Origin of the sequence: Bradyrhizobium sp. WSM3983 (assembly GCF_000473045.1) — a bacterium.
Classification (GTDB): Bacteria; Pseudomonadota; Alphaproteobacteria; order Rhizobiales; family Xanthobacteraceae; genus Bradyrhizobium.
Genome location: NZ_AXAY01000033.1, coordinates 33,140 through 56,067, shown reverse-complemented (window position 1 = coordinate 56,067; position 22,928 = coordinate 33,140). Strand labels below are relative to the sequence as shown.

The window sequence follows — 22,928 nt, the reverse complement described above, 5'->3', positions numbered from 1 at the left end:
CCCGACCCAAGCTTGAGGCGTATGCGATCGAGATCGCTGCATTGCTGAAAGCCGATCGCAATGCTGCGCTCCTGCGGCATGGCTTGATCGAGGCCCGTGTCGATGCTCCGGCCCGGACAGTAAGTTCCGGGTCGAGTTCTCGCGCCGTTACGCTCCCGGGCGATGTCAAGTTTGATGCATTGCTACCGGAGCGCTGCAACGGAAGGCCCGCACTTTCGGCGATAAGCTTCCTCGGCACAGGCTTGTCGTGCGGCGGCGCCATCCGGCTGTCGCGTCCCGGCAGCATCCTCGAGGTGCGCGTTAACTGGTTGACGGGAGGCGTCGAGATTGTTGCGCAAGACATTCAGTAACAGGGAGTCCGCACACGGCTTTACCCTTATCGAAGCGATCGTTGCGCTCGCCTTGGTCGCGATCGTGCTAGCGGCCGTTGGATCCGTGATGGCCACAAACGCGCGCGGCGCCCGCAATCTGGCGCAGCACGTCGCGTTGATGGAAGCCACCCGCCAGATCGTATCCACCATACCGCGTGGAGGCGAGCCGTTGCCCGGCGAACTCACCGGAGAAATGCTGGGACATCGCTGGCAAATGCGCACATCGCCCTTTGTTGGATCGGTTCCCGGCGTGCCCGGGGCCCGCTTCGTGCCGCAGACGGTCGAGCTCCGTGTGCGTTCGCCGTCAGGCGCCATCCTTGCGCTGGAGACGGTGCGACTGCAAGAGGAGAATCCGCCGTGACGCTCGGCCGACCGAAAGACCGGAGGCCCCAGGCGGAGGCCGGCTTCACTCTGTTCGAGGCACTGGTCGCGATCGCATTGATGGCCTTGATCCTCGGCGCGCTGGCAGCCGTCACCGGGCAATGGCTTTCGAACTGGAATCGAAGTCTGCTTCGCGTGCAACGCGTGGAGCAGCTGACGATCGCACTCGATCGTCTGAGCGAGGATCTTGCGGTAGCCCAGTACGTTTCGCCGATTGGACTCAAGAACCCGCCGCTTTTTCGCGGCACGTCGTCCTCGGTCGTGTTCGTACGTTCGGGGCTCGGTCCGAACGAGCGCGCGGGGCTTGAGTTCGTGCAAATTTCAGAAGCGGTGGATGCTCAGGGGGCGGCCCTGGTCCGTACGCGCGCTCCGTTCGTGACCTTGCCGGATACGGACTCCTGGCCGGTTGCCGTCGCGTTCAAGGACCCTGTGGTCCTTCTGCGTGCGCCATTTCGTCTGGCGCTCTCATATGCGGCGGCAGACGGGGTGTGGAAGAGCAGTTGGAGCGATCGCAGCGGCCTGCCGAGGGCCGTGCGCTTCGAGCTGCTGGATGGCGAGACCGGGTTGGCCTTGTCGACAGCGGCGAGGGTGGAGATCAATTTGGAGCCGCCGCGGCCGGAGACGCCTGTTGAGCCATCACGCCTCGAGGGCAGCCGCGTCGCGTCGGATCAGGGCCAACGGTGATGAGCGTAGCAGCCAGAATCCTGGGATCGCGCGACGGCTTCATCGCGGTGACCGCAATGTGGCTGCTCGCCGCTCTTGCTGCGCTCGCCGTTGCAGCTTCGTTGTATCTTGCACAGTCTGCGAATTCGGTCGGTGCGTACGACGCATCAGTCGAATGGACCATGCTGTCGTCTGCCGGGGTTGAGCTGGCTGCTTACCAATTGTCGACCCCGATCAATGTTCGCCGCCCGACCCGAGGTGCCTTCAGGTTCAGGCTTGCGAGCTCGGACATTGCAGTCGAGTACGTTTCGGAGGCGGCGCGCATCAACTTGAATCTCGCGCCGCGCGGCATGATCTCGGGCCTTTTCGGTGCGGTCGGCGTGCCGGCCGAAACGGCAGCTGTGTTCGCAGACCGGGTGGTCGGCTGGCGCTCGGCTCCCAATCCGTCCGGCGTCGATGAGGAAACGACGCTCTACGCCAGCCTGGGCTTGAAGTATCCGCCGCGGCGCGGTCCTTTCAATAGCACCGATGAGCTTTGGCTGGTCGCTGGTCTGCCTCCCGCCGTGGTCGAACGTGTATTGCCGTTCGTAACGGTCTACAGCGACGTGGCTCAAGTCAATGTGCTGGATGCGGCTCCGGAGGTCGTCGCCGCGTTGCCGGGGATTACGCCCGCGGTGGCCGATGCTTTCCTGAGGGAGCGCGCATCGTTGCCGCGGGACGATCCGGCGTTCGTTCTCGGCGCGCTTGGCGGCAAGCCGACCGGTGCGGGCGTCTCTGGCAGCGACGCCTATCGGGTTCGCGTGCGGATTGCGCGCAGCGACGGCAGGGTGAAGATGGCGGAAGCCATCATCAGAATTCTCGGGATCGGCGAACGTGGTGCATTCCGGGTGCTCGCATGGCACGGCGACGTTGGGTAGGACGGGTCCGCGGTGAGGAGGGATTGATGGGTATGCTGGACGATGTTTCGGCTGGATTTTCCTTGTGGATCGGCGTCGCCGCGCAATCGGTTGGCCGGCTCATCGGAACGGTGAAGGCGCCTCGCCGGGTCGAAGCGTGCGAGGGCGAGAATGGCTTGATCACGCTACGCCTGGTAAGCAAGGCAAAGTCTGGAGACGGTGCTCTGCCGCCTTGCGAAATCGCGGTTGCATCAGCGGATACGACCCGATCGCTCCCTGCGGCCTGGGCAGCTATCCTGCGCGGCGCAGAGGTCGAGCTCGTGCTGCGTCGGGCCCGTTTCATTTTCAGGCCACTCGAGCTTCCAAACCGTGCAATGGAGTTCCTCGATGGTGTCGTTCGTGCCCAGATCGACCGGCTGACACCATGGAATGCAGCAGATGCGATCTACCATTGGACCCCACCGCAGCATGTCGGTGGCGAAAATATCGCTATGACGATCGTGGCCACGAATGAGGGGTCTGCGCTTCCGCTGGCGCAGGCGTTTCTCGATCTGGGTGCGGCCGGCATAGAGATCTCGACAAACGTATCCGACAGTGAACGGTTGGCGATCTACAGGCGGCGTGCTGTGGGGCAATCGGAGTTCGGCCGCGCGCGGTTCGCCATGATTGCGATCCTGGCGACCACCGGTGCTCTCGCTTTCCTGTCAGCCAGCGCAGGCGCCTATCTTGCCGATTCATACGATGCTGATTTCCAGCAGATGCAGCAAGAGATATTGAGCCGAAGGGCGGTCTTGCGCGCAGGTCGGAACGGTACCGGTAACTCGGCCCTAGATGTGCTGGTGCGGCGAAAGCATGAGACGCCGTCGAGCGTTCTGATCGTTGAGGCGCTGTCATCGCTGCTGCCGGACCACACATATGCGACGGAAGTACGCATCGAGGGCGACAAGCTCCAGATCGTCGGTCTGACCCGCGATGCGCCTTCTTTGATCCAGATTCTGGAGCAATCGCCTCATTTTTCGAGCGCCGGCTTTTTTGCGCCGACGACGAGATCCACCAACGAGCCTGGCGAACGGTTCCACATCGAAGCCAAGCTGAAACCGTATTTCGGGACGGGCTCATGAGCATGCTTCAGCGTGTCGATTCAATCCTCACCAGGTTTCCCACGATTGCGATAACGTCGTATCTGGCGCTCGTCGTTCTGTTCACGTTTGTGACCGGGGACGGCATCATCCAGCTGTTGCAGCGTCGCGAAGCGGTCGCGCAATCTGCCGAGATACTGGAGAAAATGGGCACGAAGGGGCGGATCCAGCACCCAGCCGCGCGGCCCGACGTGAGCATCCCGGCCGGGTCTCCGTTTCTTGAGGGAGCGAGCTCTTCGGTCGCGGGCGCAACGCTTCTGCACCGCGTGACGGCCGCGACCAAGCGGGTGAACGGCAATACGCTGTCATCGCAGGTCGACCTCCAGGGGACACGTGCCAAGACTGGCTTCATCTCGGCGACGTTCAGTGTCGAAATCGAACCGGCCGCGCTGCAACCACTTCTCTATGATCTTGAGGCGGGTATGCCGTTTCTATTCATCGATGAACTATCGGTGCAGGCGCCTTCCAGTGGTACCGATCCAAAGCTTCGGATCATTCTTGGGGTTTCGGCGCAGAGGCTGCCCACAAAATAGACGTCGCGCGCTGGTCGGTCGCCCCGGCATGACGAGCCTTGATATCGTTGTTATCATGATGTCGCATATGAATGTTGTTATCTCGGCGGCGACATTGTCACGGGCATCGGTCGATGATCCGGTCCCGTCGGGGCGATCCTCGCACGGACCGTTGCGTCCACACGGCCAGCCAGCGTCCAACCCACATTAGCCCCGCGACCAAGACGGTCTGCGGGCTCATGGTGCGAGCGCGTCGGCGGTCGGCGAGGTGCGATAGGCCGGCGAGCGCGCGGAACGGCTCGATGGACAATGTCTTTTGAATTGGAGTGTTTGGCCGTGAGCTACGCGACCTTGGGTGAGAAGCTTGCCGCGAATGCGGGACGGCCGACGGGCTTCGACTATCTTCGACTAGCGCTGTCCATCGCGATCGTCGGCGTTCACAGCGCTATCACCAGCTACGGCGAGGCCGCCGGCGCTATGGTGTGGCAGTTGCCAGCGCGACCGCTGGTCGGCCTGCTCTTGCCGATGTTCTTCGCATTGAGCGGATTCCTCGTGGCTGGGAGCCTTTTTCGTACGACTTCGCTCGTGCACTTCCTCGGACTGAGGGTCATCCGGATTTATCCAGCGCTGGCCGTCGAAGTGCTGATTTCGGCGCTGCTGATCGGCCCGGTACTGTCGAGCTTTTCGCTCCGGCAGTATTTCAGTCATCCGGAGTTTTATCTCTATTTGCTCAATGCGACCGGCGACATTCATTACCTGTTGCCGGGATTGTTCCACGACAATCCTTACCCGAACATCGTCAACATGCAGCTTTGGACAGTCCCGTTCGAGCTTGGATGCTATGTCGCGCTCTCTCTGCTCGCCGCCTTGGGTATCCGGCGACACCGTTGGATGGCACCGCTCGGAACGGCATTCCTGATGGCGGCGTATTTTCTGGTCAGGGTTTTCGTCAAGAAGGAATGGGCGGCCATTGCTCTCGTTGGTGGGCTGCCTGGTCCGCTGCTCGTTGCGTCCTTTCTCGCTGGCGTCTCGCTGTTCCTCTACAAGGATCAGCTGCCCTGGAGTCGTTCACTTTGTATCGGTTCGGGCATCTTAAGTATGTCGCTTGTCGGCTTCATTCCGTTTGGCGATTTCGTCGTTGCCCCCGTCGTTGCCTACTTCACGGTGACCCTTGGTGTTACGAACGCAACCAAGATTCGTCTGCTGCAGGGCGCCGACTACTCATACGGCGTGTATCTCTACGGCTTCGTGTTGCAACAGGGGCTCGCTGCGGCCTTCCCGGGGGCTCGAGAGTGGTGGATCAACATCCTGTGCTGTGTTCCGGCGGCGGTCGGCGTGGCCGCTCTGTCCTGGCACGTCATCGAGAAGCCGGCACTTCGTCTGCGTTGGGCTTTTCAGCCGAAAATGAGGACCGAGCGCGATCTGACCGGCGCGGCGTCCTCGGAGCCATCGTTGCAGGTCGCGCAACGATCCTGACGGCGAGCGTGCGTACCCAGCGCACGGGCGGCCTCAACCTGCAATTCGAACGTGGTGCGGCTTGAGCAAGGCTGCGTAGACGCCAAGCTGCGCGTTGGCGTGCCGTCCGAAGGAATATAGTTCGGCAGCGAGCAGGGCGCCCTGTTGCAGTTCGTGATATCGGCGTGGCTCGAGCCGCGCGCAGCGTCCGAATGTTTCCGACAAGCGGCCGGCGTTGCCTTCGACGACAAAGCCGCCACCGATCTCCCGGACGTCGTCTGCAATGCCGACCTTCTCGCTCACAATCACGGGAATTCCCCGCACCAGTGCTTCCGCGGCCGCCATTCCGAAACATTCGTATTCGGAGGCGAGAACGAGAAAATCGATGCTGCGGAAAAAGTCTTCCTTGTCCTGCCTTCGCACGAATCCAAGCCACTGAATCCGATCGTCGTCCTGGGCGACGGCGCGAAGCCTCTCCTCATAGTCCTTTGGGCCGGTTCCGGCGAGAGCCAGCTCAATGTCCGGAGTGTCGAGCACGGCTTCGACGATCGTCTCGACTTTCTTCTTGGAGTGGAAGCGGCCCAGATATCCGAAGCGAATTGTTCCTGAGTTGGAAAGCCCATGGCGAAGCGGGACCGCCGGCTGGCCTTTGCCGTCGTCGAAGACGGGATGGGGGATGACTGTGGCGTTGGCGTGGGCGAGCGAATCCCGTAGCTCGAGATTTGAGGAGTAGACGATGCAGTCCGCCGCTACCCGATAATACTGCCGCAGTAATCGCTTGATGGTGAGCCGGAATGAGGATCTCGTTCTCCGCAATTCTTCTCGTGTAAGGGATTCGTGAGGTGAGACGACGGTCGCGCGGCCGGATATCTTGGCGAAGAGGACAGCGAGTATGCAAAGAGATTGCCAGCAGCCGTCCACGTGGACGACGTCGAAGGTCCTGGCGGATCGCAGTAAATAAAGCGCGCCACGAGCTACGCCTGAGAAGGCATGGACCTTGATCCCGCGCGCGATCATCCGCTCATAGTCCGGAAATCGCGTGATGTCCTTGTCGCCCGGCCGCAATGTCAGACATTCTATGTCGACATCGGCGCCGAAGACCGACACGACAGCGGCGCTGAATACGCTCGCGGGACCGCCGGTTTCCGGGTCTAAACTGGAGAGGACGCGGAGAACTCTCATAGGGCGATGGTCATGGCTTTGCACGACAAGCGGCGAGTCTCAGCCCATAGCCACGCAACCGCGCCGATTCGAACGGCCTCCATGCTGGCTGAAACAGCAACAGCATGAACGGGACGCCGTGAACGTCTCCGAGATTGAACATCTGGGGTTGAAAGAAGGTGGCGAACGCCAACGCAACCAGCCCGGCGGCCCTGGCGCACGCAAATCTGCGAAGATCGTCGTCGTGATTGGGACCGGTGAGCGCATCGTAGAGAGCGCCAAGGACGATGCTCAGCACCAGGGCGATAATGAGGCCGCCGCCGACAATCCCGAATTCGAGTATCACCTTAAGGTAGCCGTTGTGTCCGGCCGTTTCGTAAGGCGGCCGCTTGAAGCCCATCCCGAACGGATTTTGCTCGATCAACTCCAGAGCGCCAAGCCATTCGTCACCTCGTCCCGTGAAACCGGAGTCGAGGTTGCGCGCGGGGTCGTTGAGGGCAAAAATTTCTGAAATGTGCTGATGGAAGACGGCTAGGCCGGCGGCGACCATCACGGTCAGAGCGAGTAGCTTCAGGCTGAAGCGCTTGGAGGTCACTTCGAATACAGTCAACGCCAGCAGCGAGCCGATCAGTGCGAAGCGGGAGCTCACGGATGCGGCGAGCAGGAAGCTGACGATCTTCACGACAACGAAGACAGCATCCTTGCGAAACTGCGATAGGATGAAGGCGGAGAGCATGACCGTGCCGAAGGAGTTGGGATGAATGGGACCCAGGTGTCGCTCGCTGGGCCAGCCAAACAGAGCGACTGCGGTTACGCCGAATCCGGCAAATATGATCGAGGTCTGTGCCAGGCACTTTGCCACGAGTTCGGTCGGCATACTGTAGAGCACGGTCAGTGCGATTATGCTGACAAGCAGCGCCACGGTGTAGGCAATCCCGGTCAGGATGGCGCTGGGATCATCGTGCAGTTGCAGGGAGAGAGACAGATAGATGATGAACAGCAGGGCGAGCTGGGCCGGGCTAAGTCGTCGGACAAGATCGGACGAGGGACCGAGCAGGAACGCGATGGCCAGGTAACAGATGCCCCCCGCGACCTGAAACAGCAGAACCTCGTTTCCGCTGCCAAGCGCCGCAGAGGCGCTCAGCAGCGGGAAGGTCAGCAGGAACGCCCATGTCAAAAACGATCCGGCCATGATCGTGTCGCGGTACCGGGCCAGGTTCATGATGAGGCCGTCCGGAGGGCCGCTTCGGTGTCGCGTTCGGCCGTCATTGCAGCGGTGGCGGCTATTCGACGGCTTGTAGCGGCGTCAGAGGTGGCTTTGACAAACAGGAAATCGGCCTGAGTGGGCCCTACGCCGGGGGCGACCGAGTGGTTGAACACGCCGCGCAAGGCGAACCCACGGTCCGCCAGGAACGCGATGATTTCGCCGACCAGGGGTTGGTTCTCATAGAGGCTCACGAAGGATGCCTCGGTGTAGATCGTATCGATGTATGGCAGGATGTCAGCCGCACCGTTTAGTACGTCCAATTCGCCACCCTGCACGTCGAGTTTCATCAGAACGGGTCGGGCGAGCAGGCGGACATCGATGACGTCGGCTAAACGCTCGACCGGAACGGTTTTCGACGAGGTGAGCTCGACGCCGTACATCTCCTGGTGGTCCCGGCCGGGTTTGAGGAGGGACGAGGAATCGAGCCTGGACGTGAGATAGAATTGGGCCTGGGTGGTCTTGGCACCTAGAGCTACCGGGTAGTATTTGACGGGTCCCGTGACGACCGACTTGAATACCTCGAGCTCGCTCTCGATCGGCTCGAAGGCGTGAATCTCGACGTCAGGAAAGAGGGATCGTGTGACGAGAGAGAATTGACCCTTGTTGGCGCCGACGTCGATGACGCTTCCGACATTCACGCAGCGAAGGGCCTGCCCGTGCTCGATGCCGGGCATGACGCCTCTCGTGAGCGCGGGCCAGAACCTGGGCGAGAATACCGCCCGCAGGTACTTTGCGATATGTAGAATGATAAGACCCTCTTTCGTGATGATATTGCTATCGCACCGGTATGTCGCTTCGGTGACATCGCTGCATGACGGTTTGGACGAGAGGGGCACGGTACCGGCGGTTGCGCGGCTCCGCGAGTTTGGTTCAAAGATCGATCAAGCGTTTGCCGGGGCGTTCGATGCTTTGGCGCATGAAAACGAACCCGAAAATGTGGAAGGCAAGTTCCCCGATCAAGAAGGCGTAGAGATTGGCATAGGACACGAGAAGATAGCTGATCGCGGTGCCAACCGTGCAGGCCGCGGCCGTTATCGCGGCGAGGCGGGTATATTGCCCCAACGCCAGCATGGCTTGTGCCATCAGCAGGGATAGCGAGATGGCCAGGATCGTCGGCGCAAAGATCAGGAGCGTCTGGCCGGCGGCGCTGAAACGATTTTGTGGGACCAAGTACGATAGGGACGAGACGATCACGGCGCCGGCAGCCAAGGCGATCGCAGCGTGCAGTGACATTTTCTGCGCCGCAAAAGCCATCGAAAGGTGCAACTCCGACCTCCGAGAGGTCCGCTCGACCAGACCCGGAAAGTCGACGCGCAGGATGACGGCCACGATCATCGTCAGGGCTGCGATGATCTGCCTGACATAGGTGAATACTGCCGTCATCTCGTGCCCGAGGTAGGTTGCGCTGAGCGCAAGCTGGGCACGCAGCAAGAGTTGTCCGGGCAGCAACTGGAACAGCATGGCGGTTCCATTCTTGAATGCCCGGGCCAACCCGCCGGGGGCGACGCGACTGATTCCGATCATCCAGCCGCAGCGCCTGAGCGCTATCCACTGCGTCAGCACCGTCGCGAAATAGCCCGCAGAGAAGGCGCTCCCGAGTAGCCATCCGGCTTGTTCTGGCGGGATCACCCGGGCAAAGGCCAAGGCCGCCGCCGAGGCGGCGTATGCCAGTGCGCTCGAAATTCCGCTGACGCCTGACCGCCCCAGTCCATCGAGGAGGCCAGCCACATTCGATGCCCAAAATAGCAGGCCGGGGAGGGCGCATAATACGTATGCCCGCGAGAAAGCGCTCGGCTCCATCATCATGACGTAGACAGCTGCCGCAATCGCCATCAGCGCGACCATCGCGAGCCTGAACGCGATGGCCTCGGTAAACGATCGCCGTAAGTCTTCGGTGGTGCTCTGGCCACCGGCACGGCGCGCCATGTCGCGTGCCAAAATCGTGCTCGTGCCGCCATCCGTCACGATGATGCCAAGCATCGCGAAGGAATAGTGGGTACCGAACGCGGAAAGTAGATCGAGCCTGCCCTGCGCAACCAGCAGGCTCTGCACGGCGAAGATCATGCCCTGCCCACCACTGAGCCCGGCGATAAGCAGCGCCATGTTTGTCAGATGTGACGGGCGATTGATCGTGTGTGCCGGTTGTACCGCTGATTCTGCGGTGAGCCGCCGCATCCGGCGTCCGATCAGCATGCTGTTCTGCTCTTGCATATCATATTGGCAAGACATCGCGACGGCCACCCGAGGTGGCCGTCGCTGACTGCAGGATGCTGTTGTAACCTTGCTGTGTGACCAGGATCAGTTTTCGCTTCTGTTGTTGGTCTGAACAGGCTCTTCCTTGTGCTCGATCTTCGCCTCGGCGCGCAACTTTTCAATGAGCTCGATCTGCGACTTTCGCATCACTATCTCCTTGACCCGGCCGCGCATTTGCTCGAATTCAGGCGGTTGCCTCGTGCGACGATCCTCGAGCTTGACGATGTGCATGCCGAAAGCGGTCTTGACGAGTGGGGTGACTTCGCCAGCCTTCAACTTGATCACGGCATCGGCATATTCCTTGCCAAGTTCGTTGATGCCGCGCCAACCGATGTCTCCGCCATTCGCCTTGGCCATCGTGTCTTCGGACACGTCGGCGGCAACCTTCGCGAAATCCTCGCCCTTGGCGATCCGGTCCATGGCTTGGCCGGCCTTTCCCTCGATCAACTTGATCGCGTCTGGATCTTTCGGAGCCGAAAACCGGAAGACGATCTGCCGCAACTTCACCTCGACTTCAGGGGACTTCTCCACAACATCGTCGTAGGTCTTGCGTACGACATCGTCGGTTGCTGCCCGCGTCGCCGTCACGGCGAGCAGCTGGTTCATCAGTCCCTCGTTCCTGGCGTAGGTCATCCGGCGCTGAAGTTCGGCCTCGTCGCCGATCTTCTGGCGCGTCGCCTCCGCCGACAGCAGCGTGGTGTCGATGAGCATGGAGATCACCTGCTTGCGGCGCTCCACGGGATCCATCATGGGCAGGTTGCGGCCGATTTCGATGTCAGCGATGATCACGTCGCTCTCGCGGATCTCGGCTCCGTTCACGGTGACAATCACCCGATCCGTAGTTTCGGCACGGCTGTTCGCGGTCGCTGCCAGAAACGCCAGGAAGATCACGGCTGTCGCTGTTCGGATGCCGGTGCGGGCCTTTGCGCCGGGCGCAAGTGAGATATTCACGGGAAAGTCCTCCTCGATACGCATGCAGGGCGGAGGCCCCGCCTGCGAAAATTGAAATGCCGGTTTACGGCAATCCTGCCAGCAGCAATTGCTCGTTGCGGGACGAAGCCATGCCTACCTCGCAATTGTTTAAAGGGCGCAACGTCACGCGCGTATGTATCTCGCAAGACATCTCAGTGACGGTTGTTGCACCTATCATATTGCATCATAGAGAAAGGCGTATCACGAGATTGGCCGATGCGGTGCGCAGGATGGTGTGATGCGACAACGGTGCAGTTCTGTCTGCATCGCCGCCGACTCGCAGCCAATATAAATATCCACAAGGTAATTTCCGCGACGATCGCAATCGGGTTTGCGTGATGTTGACTAGGCTACATCGAATATCATGTTTCACAAAATGCAGATCAAACGATCACATAGTTACGTTATCTGTTCGCCGCCACTTAACACCTCGCCATTGGCCGGTGTTGTGGTTCAACAGGAGGTTAGGACATGAGACTGAAAGGCTATTTCCTGGCGGCCGGCGCCCTCGTCGGTGCTGCTGCTGCAAGCCAGCCTGCCCACGCGCAGTTCGCGTACGGCGCCGGTGCGACGTTCCCAGCAGTGGTCTATCGCAGCATGATGGACTGCTTGTACAATCAAGTTCAGGGCTCGGCCGGTTTGCCGGGACCTCAGGCAATTTCGTCGGCCTGCCCGGGCGTCAACGGGTCAGGCTTCGGCGGCCTTATTCTCTACGCGCCGGTTGGTTCGGGTAGCGGCAAGACCTCGCTGCGCAACAACGCTGCTTCGGGCACCGTGTCTGGCAGCAACACCGTTCCCTACACCGACGCGTCGATCGGCGTGACCGGTCTCGGCAGTTACGATGGCCTGCAGTTCGCCGGCAGCGATGACATCATCACCCCGGCGGACGTGGCCGCCTGGAACACGGCCGGCAACCCGGCCAAGTACGGCAACCTGATCCAGATTCCGGCTCTGGTTGGCCCGGTCGGCATCGGCTTCAACGGCAAGGACGGCACCGGTGCGACCCTGAACATCGTCAACTCGATCCCGACGGGCGGCTCCAGCGGTCTCAATCTGTCGCGCACTGCGCTGTGCGGCATCTTCTCGGGCCACATCACGAAGTGGAGCAACTCTGTCCTGACCGCGCTCAACGGCGGCACCAGCCTCGGCAACGGCACGATCACCGTCGTTCACCGCGGCGATGGCAGCGGCACCACCTTCCTGACCTCGAACGCGCTGGCGGCCCAGTGCCAGTTCGAATTCGGTGCCAACAGCGAGACCGACGCTACCATCGTCTCGTACGCCTTCCCTTGGACCGACAATAGCGCCGCTGCCTGCCCGTTCCCGGTGGCGCATGGTGCTAACGCGTTGAACTGGCCCGATACCATTGCCGCCAACAGCGGCAAGGATCAGTGCGGAACCACTGTCACCGTGACCGGCTCCGGCACCTACGTGTCGGCCACCGGCAGCGCGGGCGTTGCGACCGCTGTCAAGACCACCAACGGTGCCATCGGCTACGCCTCGCCCGACTACTGGGCTCCGGTGATTGCCGCGAACCCGAAGACGGCGAACCTGCAGGGCCAGTGGGACCTGACCGCCAGCACCGGTCAGTTCCACCCGCCGACCTTCCAGGGCGCTCAGACGGCGATGGCCTCGTCCAACCCGGTGTTCGACTCGACGACGATCCTCAACCCGCTCGCCTGGAGCGTGCAGGGTGTCGTCCCGAATCCGACGCTGCCTGGTTCGTATCCGATCGCTGGCTTCACCTGGCTGGAAATGTATCAGTGCTACAAGCAGCACCCGAACTCCGTCAACTCGCTGACCTGGTTCCGCACGTTCATGAACTACATGTACGGCAGCCCTGATGCGCACAACATCATGAACGCGAACGGCTTCGGCGAACTGCCCTACCCGTGGCTCAATCAGGTCAGCGCCCTCCTGACCGATACGGTCCATGGTCCGAACTTCGTGGCGGACTCGACTGGCTGCACCGGCAAGGTCGGCGCCCTCTAATCGATCTCCCGTCTGATCGAACAGCAACGCGTGCGCCCGGCAATGCCGGGCGCATTGTCTTTCGGGGACGAGAAAGTTCATCGGCAGCGAAAGTGTCGGTGCCGGAGAGGGGCTTGACCGAGATCTTCGAGGTCGGCAGCGTGGCGCCACGCAAATCGCGGATGGTCGATCCGTCGATGAAGGCCAGGCGGCAACGTGGCGGAATTGAACATCGCCGTCGTGATGAAAACGCTACGCCTTCCGCTTGCCTCGAGAAGGAGCCAACTGCATCGCGCGAAAGCGTAGGGCTATCGCATATGACGGCTGGAGGCTTCCGGAAAGGCTCGGCCTGAAACGGCGCCGAGAGGCGGACTAGCCGGTTTTCTCGCCGCCGATCTGAAGCGGCCGCTAGCGTGTACGAATGTTGCTGTTTGCCGGGGCCGCGGCTGGTCGGACCGGCGGAGCATCACTCTGCGCTCGGCCGAATGCGGACAGCAACGAAAGCTCGTGTTCGAACGTATTGATGATCGCGACGCGATCCCAGTTTTGCTCGGCACGTCGCCGCGCGGTGTCGCCCAGCCGGGCACGGAGAGCGTCGTTGATGGCCAGGCTCTTCACGGCTTCTGCCAACTCGTGAGCGTCTCCCGGTTGGGCGATGAGACCTGCGCCATTGACTTCGGATGCGATCCCGCTTCCCGCGCTCGCCATCGCGACGATCGGCCGGCCGGACGCCAGCATGCCCGCAAGCTTTGATGGCATGACGAGATCGGCCGCCTGTGCCAATTGCGGAAGCAAATGAATGTCTGCGGTGCTTAGCAATTCGGGCAGTCGCTCCACGGGCTGCAAGTCCAGGAAATGAACATTGCCGAGGCAAGCGGCAGCTTGCAAAAGCCTCTCCTTATGCGGTCCGTTACCGCACAGGAGGTACTTGATTTCCGGGTGCGTCTCATGCGTCGCCGCTGCGGCTTGTAGCACGAGCTCGAGGCCCTGCTTGTTCGACATCGCGCCCGAGTAGAGTGCGACGATATCGGTCGGATTCAAACCGAGCTCCGTTCGAAACGACGTCTGCCGGCTCGCAGGAACGATCATGCTCGTGTCGACCCAGTTTCTCAACTCGCGCAGGCGATCGGCGCTCAGGCCCTTTTGCAGGAGTCGTTGGACCATCTGGGGCGAAATGGTCGAGACACGGTCGAAGGCCCTGATCACCGTCCGCTCGAAACCGAGCAGCGCGCTCTGCAGCGCAGCGTTCTTGAGCAATCCGAGCTCAAATGCCGCGTCGATCTCCAGATCCTGAACATGCAGCCACGACCTGGCTCCAAACATCCGTGCGGCGACGATCGCTGCCGACGCGGAGAGAAGAGACGGCGCCACCGACAGGACGACGTCTGGTCGCCAGAACGCCATCTTCGAAAGCAGCGGACCGCAGCTCGACACGAGGTACGAAGCGTGGTGAAGCAACCGTTTGCTTCCCGAAGGTTGCTCCGGCACGTAGATCGGCGCGCGCGTGACGATCACGTCGTGAAGCGCCTCGCTGCTATACCAGCTCGAGCGATACTCGGCGGGGATCTGCCATTGCGGATAGTAAGGCGGTGCCGTGATAACCTGGAGCTCGTGACCGCGCGCGGCAAGTCCTTCGCACAGTTCTGTGGTATATTTCGCAACCCCGATGACATCAGGTGCGTAATTGATGCCGACCACCAGTAATCGCATTAACGTGTTTCTCTCAAGGGTGGGATGCAGGGGTTGGCGCCCGCCATTCCTGAGAGCGTCAGTTAATGCAGTGTGAATTGAATGTTTCGATATCATAAATCGCGTGACAATATGATAACAATGATATCACATTCGGTGTCTCGCCCGACTGTGTGAAGTGCGAGGCGGATGACAGGCGGGATTGTCGCTGCGGACGAACGATCGTCGCGCCGGACGATGGTGCTGCCTGCGCTCCGCGCAAGATGTCAGGAGAGAACCTGCCGCACGGCTTCGGCGAAGCCCGCGATCGGAGGGCGCCCGGCGGCAGCGAACCTCATGCGGCCTCCGTTCTGAGATATCGTCCTCTGGCGGCGAGGCGCCCGGCGAGGCGCAATGCCAGCGCCACAGCCACGAAAGTCGGATTGGCCTGACCCGAGGATGGCAACACCGAGGTCGATGCGACGTGGAGATTCTCGATGTCATGAGCCCGGCAATGCGGATCGACGACGCTGTGCTGTGGAGAAGTCCCCATGCGGGTGGTGCCGATCTGGTGGAATCCATCGCTGGCCTGGCGAGAAATACTGGCGATGCGCGCCGAAATGTCGGTGTCGAAATATTCCAGTTGCGCCAGTCCGGCACGGCGTAGCGATTGATCGAGCAATTCATGCGCAGCTAGTGCGGAGCGTGCATCCGCTTCCGTATACCGCAGATCGATGTCGAGAAAGGCGAGCCCAAGCGCATCGGTACGCTGCGAGAGCGTCACCCGGGAATCGTCGTGCGGTGCATGCTCGGCGTGATAATGCAGGCAGTAGCGCCCGTCTGAACTGCGCATCAGGAATCCCGGCTTGCGAGGCCGCGAGAGAGTGCGCGCCCAGAGGATGGTGCCGATCTCCCGGGCAGTCGACGCAGGCGAGCCCAGCATGTTCGCAAAATGTCGCATCCACGCTTTCGGCCGCGGGCCGACATGGCTCTGTCGAACGGCTTCGGACACGAGTCGTCGACCGATCGGGGGGATGGCCAGCGCAAGCCAGACCAGTGATAGTGCGCCGTTGCCGTGACCAGCCCAATGAAATGGCGGATTATCCGCCCAGAACGCGATGTTCAGCAATTCGTGCCGCTGCTGTGCCTCAGGCCTGATCGTGAAGCGGCGTCGCGCAAAGGCCCCGTCGTCCAGGAAGAAATCGTGATGGGGCGCGGTCGTCGGATCAGCCAGCGACAGGCTCGAGATCTTGCCGGAGATATGCCCCATGTAGCCGCGGCCGAGTGGGCCATCCCGGCCGCCAAGCGCATCGGGCCATCTGCGCTGGACAGTCAGCAATAGTCGCGTCGTCTCGAGTCCGCCGCATGCAAGAACGACATCGTGCGGACGAAAGAGAACGGTCTTGCCGGGAGCCGATACCATCAAGTTCGCGACGTAGCGACCATCATCCGACAGCGTGATTGCCGTGACGGTTGCTCCCAGCACGACCGTAATGGCCGAAGAATTCGCCAGCTCAAAACGTTGTCGCTGCCCCATGTTGATCTCGGGGGTCCACCGCTCCAGTTGGTCGAACCGGACATCGCCAATGTCGGTCCAGCCAGCCGCAGAAGATTCGAACCGCGCGGGCCCTACGCCGAAGAACTCCGCTGCCGCCGAGTACCATCGGCTGATCTCGTCATGCGGAATCGGCCACGTTGCCGCACTGGCATGCGGCCGCTCGGCGAAATCGATTTCGTCGAAAGGTACGCAGCGTCCACCCCACCAGCGAGACGTCCCGCCAAGGCCGCGACTGGCTGCGACATTGGGGGCGGCGTGCGTCATCGTGGTACGGTGGCCAGTCCCCAGGGTCGCTGCAAACCGGTCGGGATGTTCAAAGCCGGATTCGAGTAGCAGGACCGAAAGCCCTTCACGCGCGCAGCCTTGGGCCAGCGCAATGCCGACCGGACCGGCTCCCACCACGCAAACATCGCACGCAGGGAGTTCGCTCAACTGGGAGAATGGGATCAGCATGACATTTGGCCAATCGAGCGGGGAACGATCGAACTGCTGGCGCAACGCTTCGCCGGGGCGCTAGGGAGGATCATTGTGCTCGCACTGGCTACGATAGCTAATGATATGGATGACTGCAATGCCTGTGCAAGCTTCGTACGAATAACGTGGATTAAGACCTCTCACCTTATCTCCACTTGATGCGGCGTACTTGTAGTTTTGACGACTTTGCAATTCTCAACGGAAGATGTCGTGGTCTCGATCTCTCATGAATAACATCATTCAAGTGTTACATTGGCTTGCTAACCACGTGACATACGTCCGACCGTGCGTTCACGACGAATAGTTGTTCGGCGGTCTGGTGTTTTCCAGATTCTGGTATCAAGGGCAGGCGGTGATGGCGTTCACAGAGATCGGTTCGGATGGACCGGTGGCCCGTAGCAGCGCGGTTAGCGCAGTCGGATCCGCACGTTGGCGTCGTCCGACTGTTACGTTTGTCGGATTATTGCTGCTCATCTGGCTGATCCTTTACGGCCTGCATGCTCTGCTGCCGGAGATTCAGTCCGGCGCGATGGCCATCTACGCGGCCAAGTCGGGTCGCTTCGTCAAGCAACAGATGTTCGGGCCAAGCGATCGCGTTCGGATCATGATATTCGGCGATAGCAGGGTCATTACGGGCTTCTACCCGGGTGAGTTCGACAACTCCTTCGGCGAAGGCGTTCGATCTTACAATATGGGTTTGCCGGCCGAGCGACGCTTCCTGCCTCAGCTCGAGGCCGCGCTGGCTCAAGGTAATGTTCCGACGCACGTCCTTCTGACCTACCCATGGGGCGACGAGGCCGAGCCCGCTCCGCGTTTCGCGTTGCTTCGCGACGACAACAAGCTGATCAATGCGCTGCTGCCCTTTCGCGCGTTTCCGCGCGACGTGGTGCTTTTTGCCTACAATTACCGTTTCAGATTTGCTGAGGGCATTCGCTACACCGGGGCCCAGATCGATCAGATGATCGTTGATCGCGGCTGGTATTTCATCCGGTGGCAAAGTCATTTCGCGAATGACGCGCTCCCGGACGACTTCGCGATCCCATCGGATCGGTCGCGGCAGATCGACGCGCGAGAAGTGCCAGCCCGTTCGCTGGTGCGCGATCGGTTGATGCAGCTTGCCAGTCAGTACGGCTTCAAGGTCTTGCTGGTTCCCGGTTATCACCGCGACCGCGAGTTCGCTGCGGCGCCCGCTACGGATGCCGATCGCGACACTGTCGTCTTGAACTCCTCGCCGTTGGTGCGGGTCATCGGTCCGGACTATTTCACCTATCCCACCCGGTTTTTCGCCGATCCCGTGCATCTCAATCCACGAGGGCGGTCGATCTACACGGCGGAGCTCGCGGCGCTGCTGAAGAAGCATCAGGCGTTCTGATGCTGTTCAACTCCTTCGAGTTCGTCGCCTTTTTCGCGGCCTTCCTGGCGGTCTTCTTCACGGCGCCGACCCGCCTCCAGCCGTACACCCTTCTGGTCGCGAGTTATGTATTCTATATGAGCTGGAGGCCGTCCTTCGCGTTGCTTCTGGCGTTGACGACGGTCGTCGACTACACGACTGCAGTCGTGATGGTGCGAAGCCGATCTCAGGCGGCACGGCGAGCCGCGATGCTGACCGCATTGACGATCAACCTCGGCATCCTCGGCACCGTCAAATACCTCGACTTCATGATCACCAACGCGATCGGTGTCATGGGACTGCTCGGCTACAATCTGTCGCACGAGACGCTGGGGTTGGTGCTTCCCTTGGGAATCTCATTCTACACGTTTCAGTCGATCTCTTATACGCTCGACGTCTACCATCGGCGCGTCGAGGCGGAGCACAATTTCCTCACCTATGCCCAATATGTCAGCTTCTTCCCGCAACTGATTGCCGGACCGATCGAGCGGGCCGCGCACATGTTGCCGCAATTCCGTATCGGGCATCGGCTCACCTACGACAATCTCACCTCTGGTCTGTTCCTGGTGGGGTGGGGACTGTTCAAGAAGATGTGCATCGCCGACGCGATCGGGCCCGCGGTCAATAGCATCTATACAAGCCCCGCGGACTACGCCGGGACCTATCAGATCGTCGCTGCGGTTCTGTTTGCAATCCAGATCTACTGCGATTTCTCCGGCTATTCGGACGTCGCCCGCGGAACGGCACGGATCATGGGCGTCGATCTCATGATCAACTTTCGCCAGCCCTATTTTGCGACCAGCCTGCAGGAGTTCTGGCACCGCTGGCACATTTCTCTGTCGACTTGGTTCCGGGACTATTTGTTCATTCCTCTCGGGGGTAGCCGCGGCGGGGAATTGAGCGTTGCGCGCAATCTCATGATCGTATTCGTCGTCTCCGGCATCTGGCACGGCGCCGCCTGGACGTTTGCCGCCTGGGGGACGATTCACGGCGCGGGCCTTGTGATCGAGCGCGCCGTGATCAGGCTTGTCCGACCGGAGATCTGGCTGGCGGCGCCGGCGCGGCGGCTCATCGGCTGGTGCTGGATGATGATCGTCGTGCTCGTTGGATGGGTCTTCTTCCGCTCATCGAGCATCGCGAACGCGATCGATGCGCTGCAAAGCATGACGCAGCTCGGCGCCGTATCTTATTTTACGTTCAAGATGCTCAATCTGGCCAGCGTCGAGATGATGATGCTGATGATCTCGCTGACCGTACTTCTCGTCGTCGATTTTCACCTTGCATTCCGGGCCGGGCGTCTGGAGGCGCTTGGCTGCCGGCGCTGGGTCTCGACAGGCGCAGGCATCGCAATCGTCTATTATATCCTGTTGTTCGGTGTTTTCGGCCACCTCGAGTTCATCTATTTTCAGTTCTGACGCGACGGCCCCGCCGGCTACCTCCCGATCCGCGGCCTGATGTCGTTTCGCCTCGAAAGCGATGTGGCGACGCCGCCGTCGACTTGCAGTCCGACGCGCGATGGCCCGATGGCATTGGCTTCGACGACGACGTCCCGGATGCCGGGCGATGCGGAGGAGAAACCTTTGAGCTCGATATGGGCATCTTCCTCGAGCTTGTTTCCGCGAATGATGATGGCGCGGGCCAGCGGTGGCCAGCCGGGCCGGCTTTCCGTCTGATAGGCGTGAACACCGATCGCGGCTTCTTCGGAGAACGCCTCGCGGGCGGGCCCGGCGCGATAGACATTTCCTTCGATAATGCGGTTGCCGAGCAACTGAACTTGCCAACTCGGCTGAAGATGACCGTACGACAGGCCGATTGCGAAGAACCCGCTGCTTCGCGTGGCGCGATTGTCCGCGATCACATGGCCGATCGCGGTGCCGAAGCTCTGGGCGGCCACTCCGGTGTCCTCGAACGTGTTGCCGATGATCAAGTAGTTCTGCTGGGCCTGAACGATCGTGACCAGGGATGTGCTGTCCAGGGCTGCGGCGAGTGGCCTGTCGAGAGTTATCTCGCTTTGCGGCGTAACGGTCGTCTTTTGCGGCGCCAGGATTCGGGCATGCTGCCCTGCGCCGCGACCGCCGACGACCATGAGCAAGGCGCCCGCCCATTCGGGGCTGACCGGAGTGCCCTTCCACTCGTCAAGGAGCGTAAGCCGGTCCTTGCTGGAGGTCTGCGCGTGACCGAAATAGAAGCCGGCAGGGCCATCTGTGGTCAATGCCTCGCGGTCCCATCCGTATATGCCCATGATCGCGTTGCCGCCAAAGAACACGTTTTCCGACGACGCGATCCAGTTCGAGACTGTGCTGATGGCCCCGCCGGTCGCCTGGAGGTCGATCGCGGTGATCCGGTTGTTCTCGAAGATCACGCGACGGGAGCCCATGATGGAGTAATTGCCATTCCGGCCGTTACCCAGCGTGTTGCCTACGACCGTGGCATCGCTCGCCTTGAACAGCAGGAGCGAGCTGCCGGATCCGACGACGTCGCAGTCGGTCACCTCGAGTTGCTTGCCGCTCAGTCGTATGGAGACAGGGGCGGACGACCCCGGAAAGATGCGGTGCCAATCCGCCATCCGCTTGTAGGTTTGCTCTGGCGTCATCAGGCCACGAAACGCGTCCGCACGAATCCTCACCCGCCGGATCGCGATATCGGACGCATTTGGTGCCGCGAAATCTCCCTGCACGAAACCGCCCGATACGACGTGCAGGTGATTTGATGCATATATCGTCAGGTCCTCGATCGCAAAGCTCGATGCTCCCTTGATCAGGGAATCGGGAGGGCTTTCGAAATCGGGCCATACCAGATTGACCAGATCGGTCCGCTCGCCCCGGAGCGTGATCGTTGGCGGAAGAACCAGGCCTTCCGTTATCAAATAGCGCCCGCGTGGGATGTAGACGGTTCCGCCGCCATTGTCGCGCGCCGCCTCGATCGCCTTCCTGAACGCGGACGTGTTGTCCTTGCGGCCGTCGCCAATCGCGCCGAAGGCGCGCACGTCGAATTCCTGCGGCGGCGTGTCCGGTCCGATTGCCTGGATGATCACCTGGCCGGCATCACTCCATCCGCTGTTGCTGCCGTCGCCGTTGAACAGCCGCAGGCGATACGAGCCGGGCGGGGTTGGACCCGGAATCTGGAACCGGGCGCGCCACATTCCGCCCTCGGCCAGCACCGCGGTCACAGCGGCTCCGCCGGCCTCCGGAACCAGCAGCAGGCGGGCGCGGCCCGGATGTCGCACGATGTTGCGACCGAAGACTTGCAGCCAGCCGCCGGGCACCGTGGATTGTCCGAGCTGGCCCTGAGTCCAATACACCGTTGGCCTGTTGACGCTGATCGTGATCGATCCCTCGGCATAACGCAGTGTCATCAGATAGATGCCCGACGCGAACTGCGCGGGCACGACCACCTTCAACGATTGCGGATTTGCCTGAAGGATTTCGACGGCGGTTTCCACGGGGGCCGGCGAGGCCGTGCCGGCGTCGGGCTCGCGGGAGACGGTGACCGCCGTGACGGCATCGAGTTCGGCACCGGTGACGAGAATGGTCTCGTCGGGTCCAACGGGATCGTTGAACCAGAATATCACCGGCTGCGCGCTCACCGGCTTCGCCGCGAGGAGCAGCATGATGATCAAAGACAAGAAGAGTCTGGCCAGCATATCGATTGTCTTCAGCCGGCACGCGTATCCGGCGGCAAGGTGTCTTCGCCTGTCAACCGTCGATCGCCAGGCCGGTGAGGCGGCGGAGCTCGGCACGTATCAGTTGGGGATCCTCGATGCCTGAAATCGCAAGTTCCAACTCCTCCACCTTTGCTCCGACCAGGAACCTGTACCAGAGGCCTTGGAGCCCGTGATAGACGAGGCCTTCTTTTCCGTCGAGAAATCCGAGCTGGAAGATCACGCGAAACAGGAAATAGCCGGGCGCGCTAATCCGATAGGAAATGTGATTATAGATATTTTCCTTGATCCAGCGCGTAACAGCCGCGCGCCGCGAACCTTCCTGGGTGACGAGGTCGACGTCGCGCCGAAACAGCTGCCGACGTTGATTGATGACGTCGATCGCCTCGCGCGTCGCATATTTGTTGTGTTTGTCGATGAAGAACGTCAGGTCGTTGAGATTGCAGTCGGCAAAACCGCCTTCGAAAGTTACGGCCCGACCGCCTGATAGGATGATGTGCTCATCCATCCAGCGGTCCTCGATGCGACCCTGGCCGCGGCGCCAGATGCGCAGGAGCACGAGCGGGTAGCGGCCGCCATGGCGAATCCAGCGGCCGAGGAAGATGTGCTTGCGCTTGAGATTGACCCCGGCGATGTCCGGCGCGAGCTTCGGAAGCTCCTCGCGAATGGTCGCCGCGAGATCGGCTTCGATCACCTCATCGGCGTCAAGGCGCATGATCCATTCCGCAGTGATCGGTGCGTTGTCCAGAGCCCATTGAAATTGTCTGGCGTAGTTGATGAACTCGTGCTGGATGACGGTCGCGCCCGCAGCCCGAGCAATGTCGACGGTGTGGTCGGTCGAGAGGCTGTCGATGACGAATACCTCACGGGCGATCCCCGCGACGGAGGCGAGGGCGCGCGAGATGTGTCGCTCTTCGTTGCGTGTCAATATAACAACCGCCAGATTCATATCATGTTACACATGGTTTCTCACAGGCGCGTTGTAACGCCCGGCGTCTGCCACTGGAGGGCCGATGGTGGATGAAGGACACGACGGACGCCCTAACATTCGTGCTTGACCATTTGGTGACGTATCTCGAGAGTGACAGGATTTTCGCCCGGCGGATCGACACTGCTGTCACAAAAGTAACAACGAA

Annotated in this window: 20 protein-coding genes; 11 read left to right on the top strand and 9 right to left on the bottom strand. The window is 61.2% G+C overall.

The annotated features are described in order from the left end of the window. Positions 1–41: 41 nt before the first annotated feature. The 7 genes from YUA_RS52820 to YUA_RS45895 all read left to right on the top strand — a co-directional run bounded on the left by YUA_RS52820 (position 42) and on the right by YUA_RS45895 (position 5,438). Positions 42–350: a type II secretion system protein GspH gene (locus tag YUA_RS52820; RefSeq protein WP_371259932.1), complete on the top strand. Its 309-nt coding sequence runs from the start codon at positions 42–44 to the stop codon at positions 348–350. Further along, on the top strand, positions 331–732 hold the full coding sequence (locus YUA_RS0133975; protein ID WP_027534678.1) for a prepilin-type N-terminal cleavage/methylation domain-containing protein: 402 nt from the start codon (positions 331–333) through the stop codon (positions 730–732). Before YUA_RS52820 ends, YUA_RS0133975 begins: the two co-directional genes overlap by 20 nt. Then, positions 729–1,436: a type II secretion system protein J gene (locus tag YUA_RS45900; protein ID WP_051383521.1), complete on the top strand. Its 708-nt coding sequence runs from the start codon at positions 729–731 to the stop codon at positions 1,434–1,436. Before YUA_RS0133975 ends, YUA_RS45900 begins: the two co-directional genes overlap by 4 nt. A 56-nt stretch (positions 1,437–1,492) precedes the next feature. Further along, positions 1,493–2,332 carry a general secretion pathway protein GspK gene (locus YUA_RS0133965; RefSeq protein ID WP_245285325.1) on the top strand — a complete coding sequence of 280 codons (840 nt, stop codon included), beginning with the start codon at positions 1,493–1,495 and terminating at the stop codon, positions 2,330–2,332. 26 nt (positions 2,333–2,358) lie between these two features. Next, entirely contained in the window at positions 2,359–3,432 is a 1,074-nt protein-coding gene (locus YUA_RS0133960) for a PilN domain-containing protein (RefSeq protein WP_198029555.1), read from the top strand. Further along, positions 3,429–3,983 carry a type II secretion system protein GspM gene (gene gspM, locus YUA_RS0133955; protein ID WP_027534675.1) on the top strand — a complete coding sequence of 185 codons (555 nt, stop codon included), beginning with the start codon at positions 3,429–3,431 and terminating at the stop codon, positions 3,981–3,983. The genes YUA_RS0133960 and gspM overlap by 4 nt, the downstream gene beginning before the upstream one ends. Positions 3,984–4,298: 315 nt before the next feature. Then, entirely contained in the window at positions 4,299–5,438 is a 1,140-nt protein-coding gene (locus tag YUA_RS45895) for an acyltransferase (protein ID WP_210164573.1), read from the top strand. 33 nt (positions 5,439–5,471) lie between these two features. Here YUA_RS45895 and YUA_RS0133945 read toward each other — a convergent pair whose 3' ends face one another. The 5 genes from YUA_RS0133945 to YUA_RS45885 form a co-directional block, all read right to left on the bottom strand. Further along, positions 5,472–6,599 carry a glycosyltransferase gene (locus YUA_RS0133945; RefSeq protein ID WP_084293044.1) on the bottom strand — a complete coding sequence of 376 codons (1,128 nt, stop codon included), beginning with the start codon at positions 6,597–6,599 and terminating at the stop codon, positions 5,472–5,474. Between the two features lie 10 nt (positions 6,600–6,609). Then, positions 6,610–7,800: an O-antigen ligase gene (locus YUA_RS0133940; protein ID WP_027534673.1), complete on the bottom strand. Its 1,191-nt coding sequence runs from the start codon at positions 7,798–7,800 to the stop codon at positions 6,610–6,612. Further along, positions 7,797–8,519, bottom strand: a complete 723-nt coding sequence (locus YUA_RS45890; protein WP_156947440.1) for an FkbM family methyltransferase — start codon at positions 8,517–8,519, stop codon at positions 7,797–7,799. The genes YUA_RS0133940 and YUA_RS45890 overlap by 4 nt, the downstream gene beginning before the upstream one ends. Before the next feature lie 196 nt (positions 8,520–8,715). After that, a complete protein-coding gene (locus tag YUA_RS0133930) occupies positions 8,716–10,038 on the bottom strand; it encodes a hypothetical protein (protein WP_156947438.1) in 1,323 nt (440 codons plus the stop codon). A gap of 105 nt (positions 10,039–10,143) precedes the next feature. Beyond that, positions 10,144–11,049, bottom strand: a complete 906-nt coding sequence (locus YUA_RS45885; RefSeq protein WP_245285324.1) for a peptidylprolyl isomerase — start codon at positions 11,047–11,049, stop codon at positions 10,144–10,146. A gap of 492 nt (positions 11,050–11,541) precedes the next feature. Between YUA_RS45885 and YUA_RS45880 the strand changes: the two genes are divergently transcribed. Together YUA_RS45880 and YUA_RS50480 are read left to right on the top strand one after the other, a co-directional pair. Further along, positions 11,542–13,062 carry a substrate-binding domain-containing protein gene (locus tag YUA_RS45880; RefSeq protein WP_051383517.1) on the top strand — a complete coding sequence of 507 codons (1,521 nt, stop codon included), beginning with the start codon at positions 11,542–11,544 and terminating at the stop codon, positions 13,060–13,062. Positions 13,063–13,175: 113 nt separating this feature from the next. Beyond that, positions 13,176–13,394, top strand: coding sequence for a hypothetical protein (locus YUA_RS50480; RefSeq protein WP_156947436.1), 219 nt, complete (start codon positions 13,176–13,178; stop codon positions 13,392–13,394). Between the two features lie 55 nt (positions 13,395–13,449). Here YUA_RS50480 and YUA_RS0133915 read toward each other — a convergent pair whose 3' ends face one another. Both YUA_RS0133915 and YUA_RS0133910 read right to left on the bottom strand, forming a co-directional pair. Then, the gene (locus tag YUA_RS0133915; protein WP_027534671.1) at positions 13,450–14,751 is read right to left on the bottom strand and encodes a glycosyltransferase WbuB; all 1,302 of its coding nucleotides are present in this window, start codon (positions 14,749–14,751) and stop codon (positions 13,450–13,452) included. A 313-nt stretch (positions 14,752–15,064) separates the two neighbouring features. Beyond that, positions 15,065–16,765, bottom strand: coding sequence for a GMC oxidoreductase (locus tag YUA_RS0133910; protein WP_051383516.1), 1,701 nt, complete (start codon positions 16,763–16,765; stop codon positions 15,065–15,067). 280 nt (positions 16,766–17,045) lie between these two features. Here YUA_RS0133910 and YUA_RS0133905 point away from each other — a divergent pair, with 280 nt between their 5' ends. After that, the gene (locus YUA_RS0133905) at positions 17,046–18,113 is read left to right on the top strand and encodes a hypothetical protein (protein WP_156947434.1); all 1,068 of its coding nucleotides are present in this window, start codon (positions 17,046–17,048) and stop codon (positions 18,111–18,113) included. After that, positions 18,113–19,546 (top strand): MBOAT family protein, encoded by a 1,434-nt coding sequence (locus tag YUA_RS0133900; RefSeq protein WP_027534668.1) that lies wholly within the window; start codon positions 18,113–18,115, stop codon positions 19,544–19,546. The genes YUA_RS0133905 and YUA_RS0133900 overlap by 1 nt, the downstream gene beginning before the upstream one ends. Before the next feature lie 17 nt (positions 19,547–19,563). Here YUA_RS0133900 and YUA_RS0133895 read toward each other — a convergent pair whose 3' ends face one another. After that, positions 19,564–21,774 (bottom strand): glycosyl hydrolase family 28-related protein, encoded by a 2,211-nt coding sequence (locus tag YUA_RS0133895; RefSeq protein WP_027534667.1) that lies wholly within the window; start codon positions 21,772–21,774, stop codon positions 19,564–19,566. 52 nt (positions 21,775–21,826) lie between these two features. Beyond that, positions 21,827–22,720, bottom strand: coding sequence for a glycosyltransferase family 2 protein (locus YUA_RS0133890; RefSeq protein ID WP_245285323.1), 894 nt, complete (start codon positions 22,718–22,720; stop codon positions 21,827–21,829). Positions 22,721–22,928: the final 208 nt, after the last annotated feature.

What these genes read in the sequence shown, in the direction of transcription:
- YUA_RS0133960 (WP_198029555.1), top strand. Translation starts at nt 2,359, where the DNA reads ATGGGTATGCTGGACGATGTTTCGGCTGGATTTTCCTTGTGGATCGGC.
- YUA_RS0133915 (WP_027534671.1), bottom strand. Translation starts at nt 14,751, where the DNA reads ATGCGATTACTGGTGGTCGGCATCAATTACGCACCTGATGTCATCGGG.
- YUA_RS0133965 (WP_245285325.1), top strand. Translation starts at nt 1,493, where the DNA reads ATGTGGCTGCTCGCCGCTCTTGCTGCGCTCGCCGTTGCAGCTTCGTTG.
- YUA_RS0133945 (WP_084293044.1), bottom strand. Translation starts at nt 6,599, where the DNA reads ATGAGAGTTCTCCGCGTCCTCTCCAGTTTAGACCCGGAAACCGGCGGT.
- YUA_RS0133895 (WP_027534667.1), bottom strand. Translation starts at nt 21,774, where the DNA reads ATGCTGGCCAGACTCTTCTTGTCTTTGATCATCATGCTGCTCCTCGCG.
- gspM (WP_027534675.1), top strand. Translation starts at nt 3,429, where the DNA reads ATGAGCATGCTTCAGCGTGTCGATTCAATCCTCACCAGGTTTCCCACG.
- YUA_RS0133940 (WP_027534673.1), bottom strand. Translation starts at nt 7,800, where the DNA reads ATGAACCTGGCCCGGTACCGCGACACGATCATGGCCGGATCGTTTTTG.
- YUA_RS45890 (WP_156947440.1), bottom strand. Translation starts at nt 8,519, where the DNA reads ATGCCCGGCATCGAGCACGGGCAGGCCCTTCGCTGCGTGAATGTCGGA.
- YUA_RS45880 (WP_051383517.1), top strand. Translation starts at nt 11,542, where the DNA reads ATGAGACTGAAAGGCTATTTCCTGGCGGCCGGCGCCCTCGTCGGTGCT.
- YUA_RS0133900 (WP_027534668.1), top strand. Translation starts at nt 18,113, where the DNA reads ATGCTGTTCAACTCCTTCGAGTTCGTCGCCTTTTTCGCGGCCTTCCTG.
- YUA_RS0133930 (WP_156947438.1), bottom strand. Translation starts at nt 10,038, where the DNA reads ATGCTGATCGGACGCCGGATGCGGCGGCTCACCGCAGAATCAGCGGTA.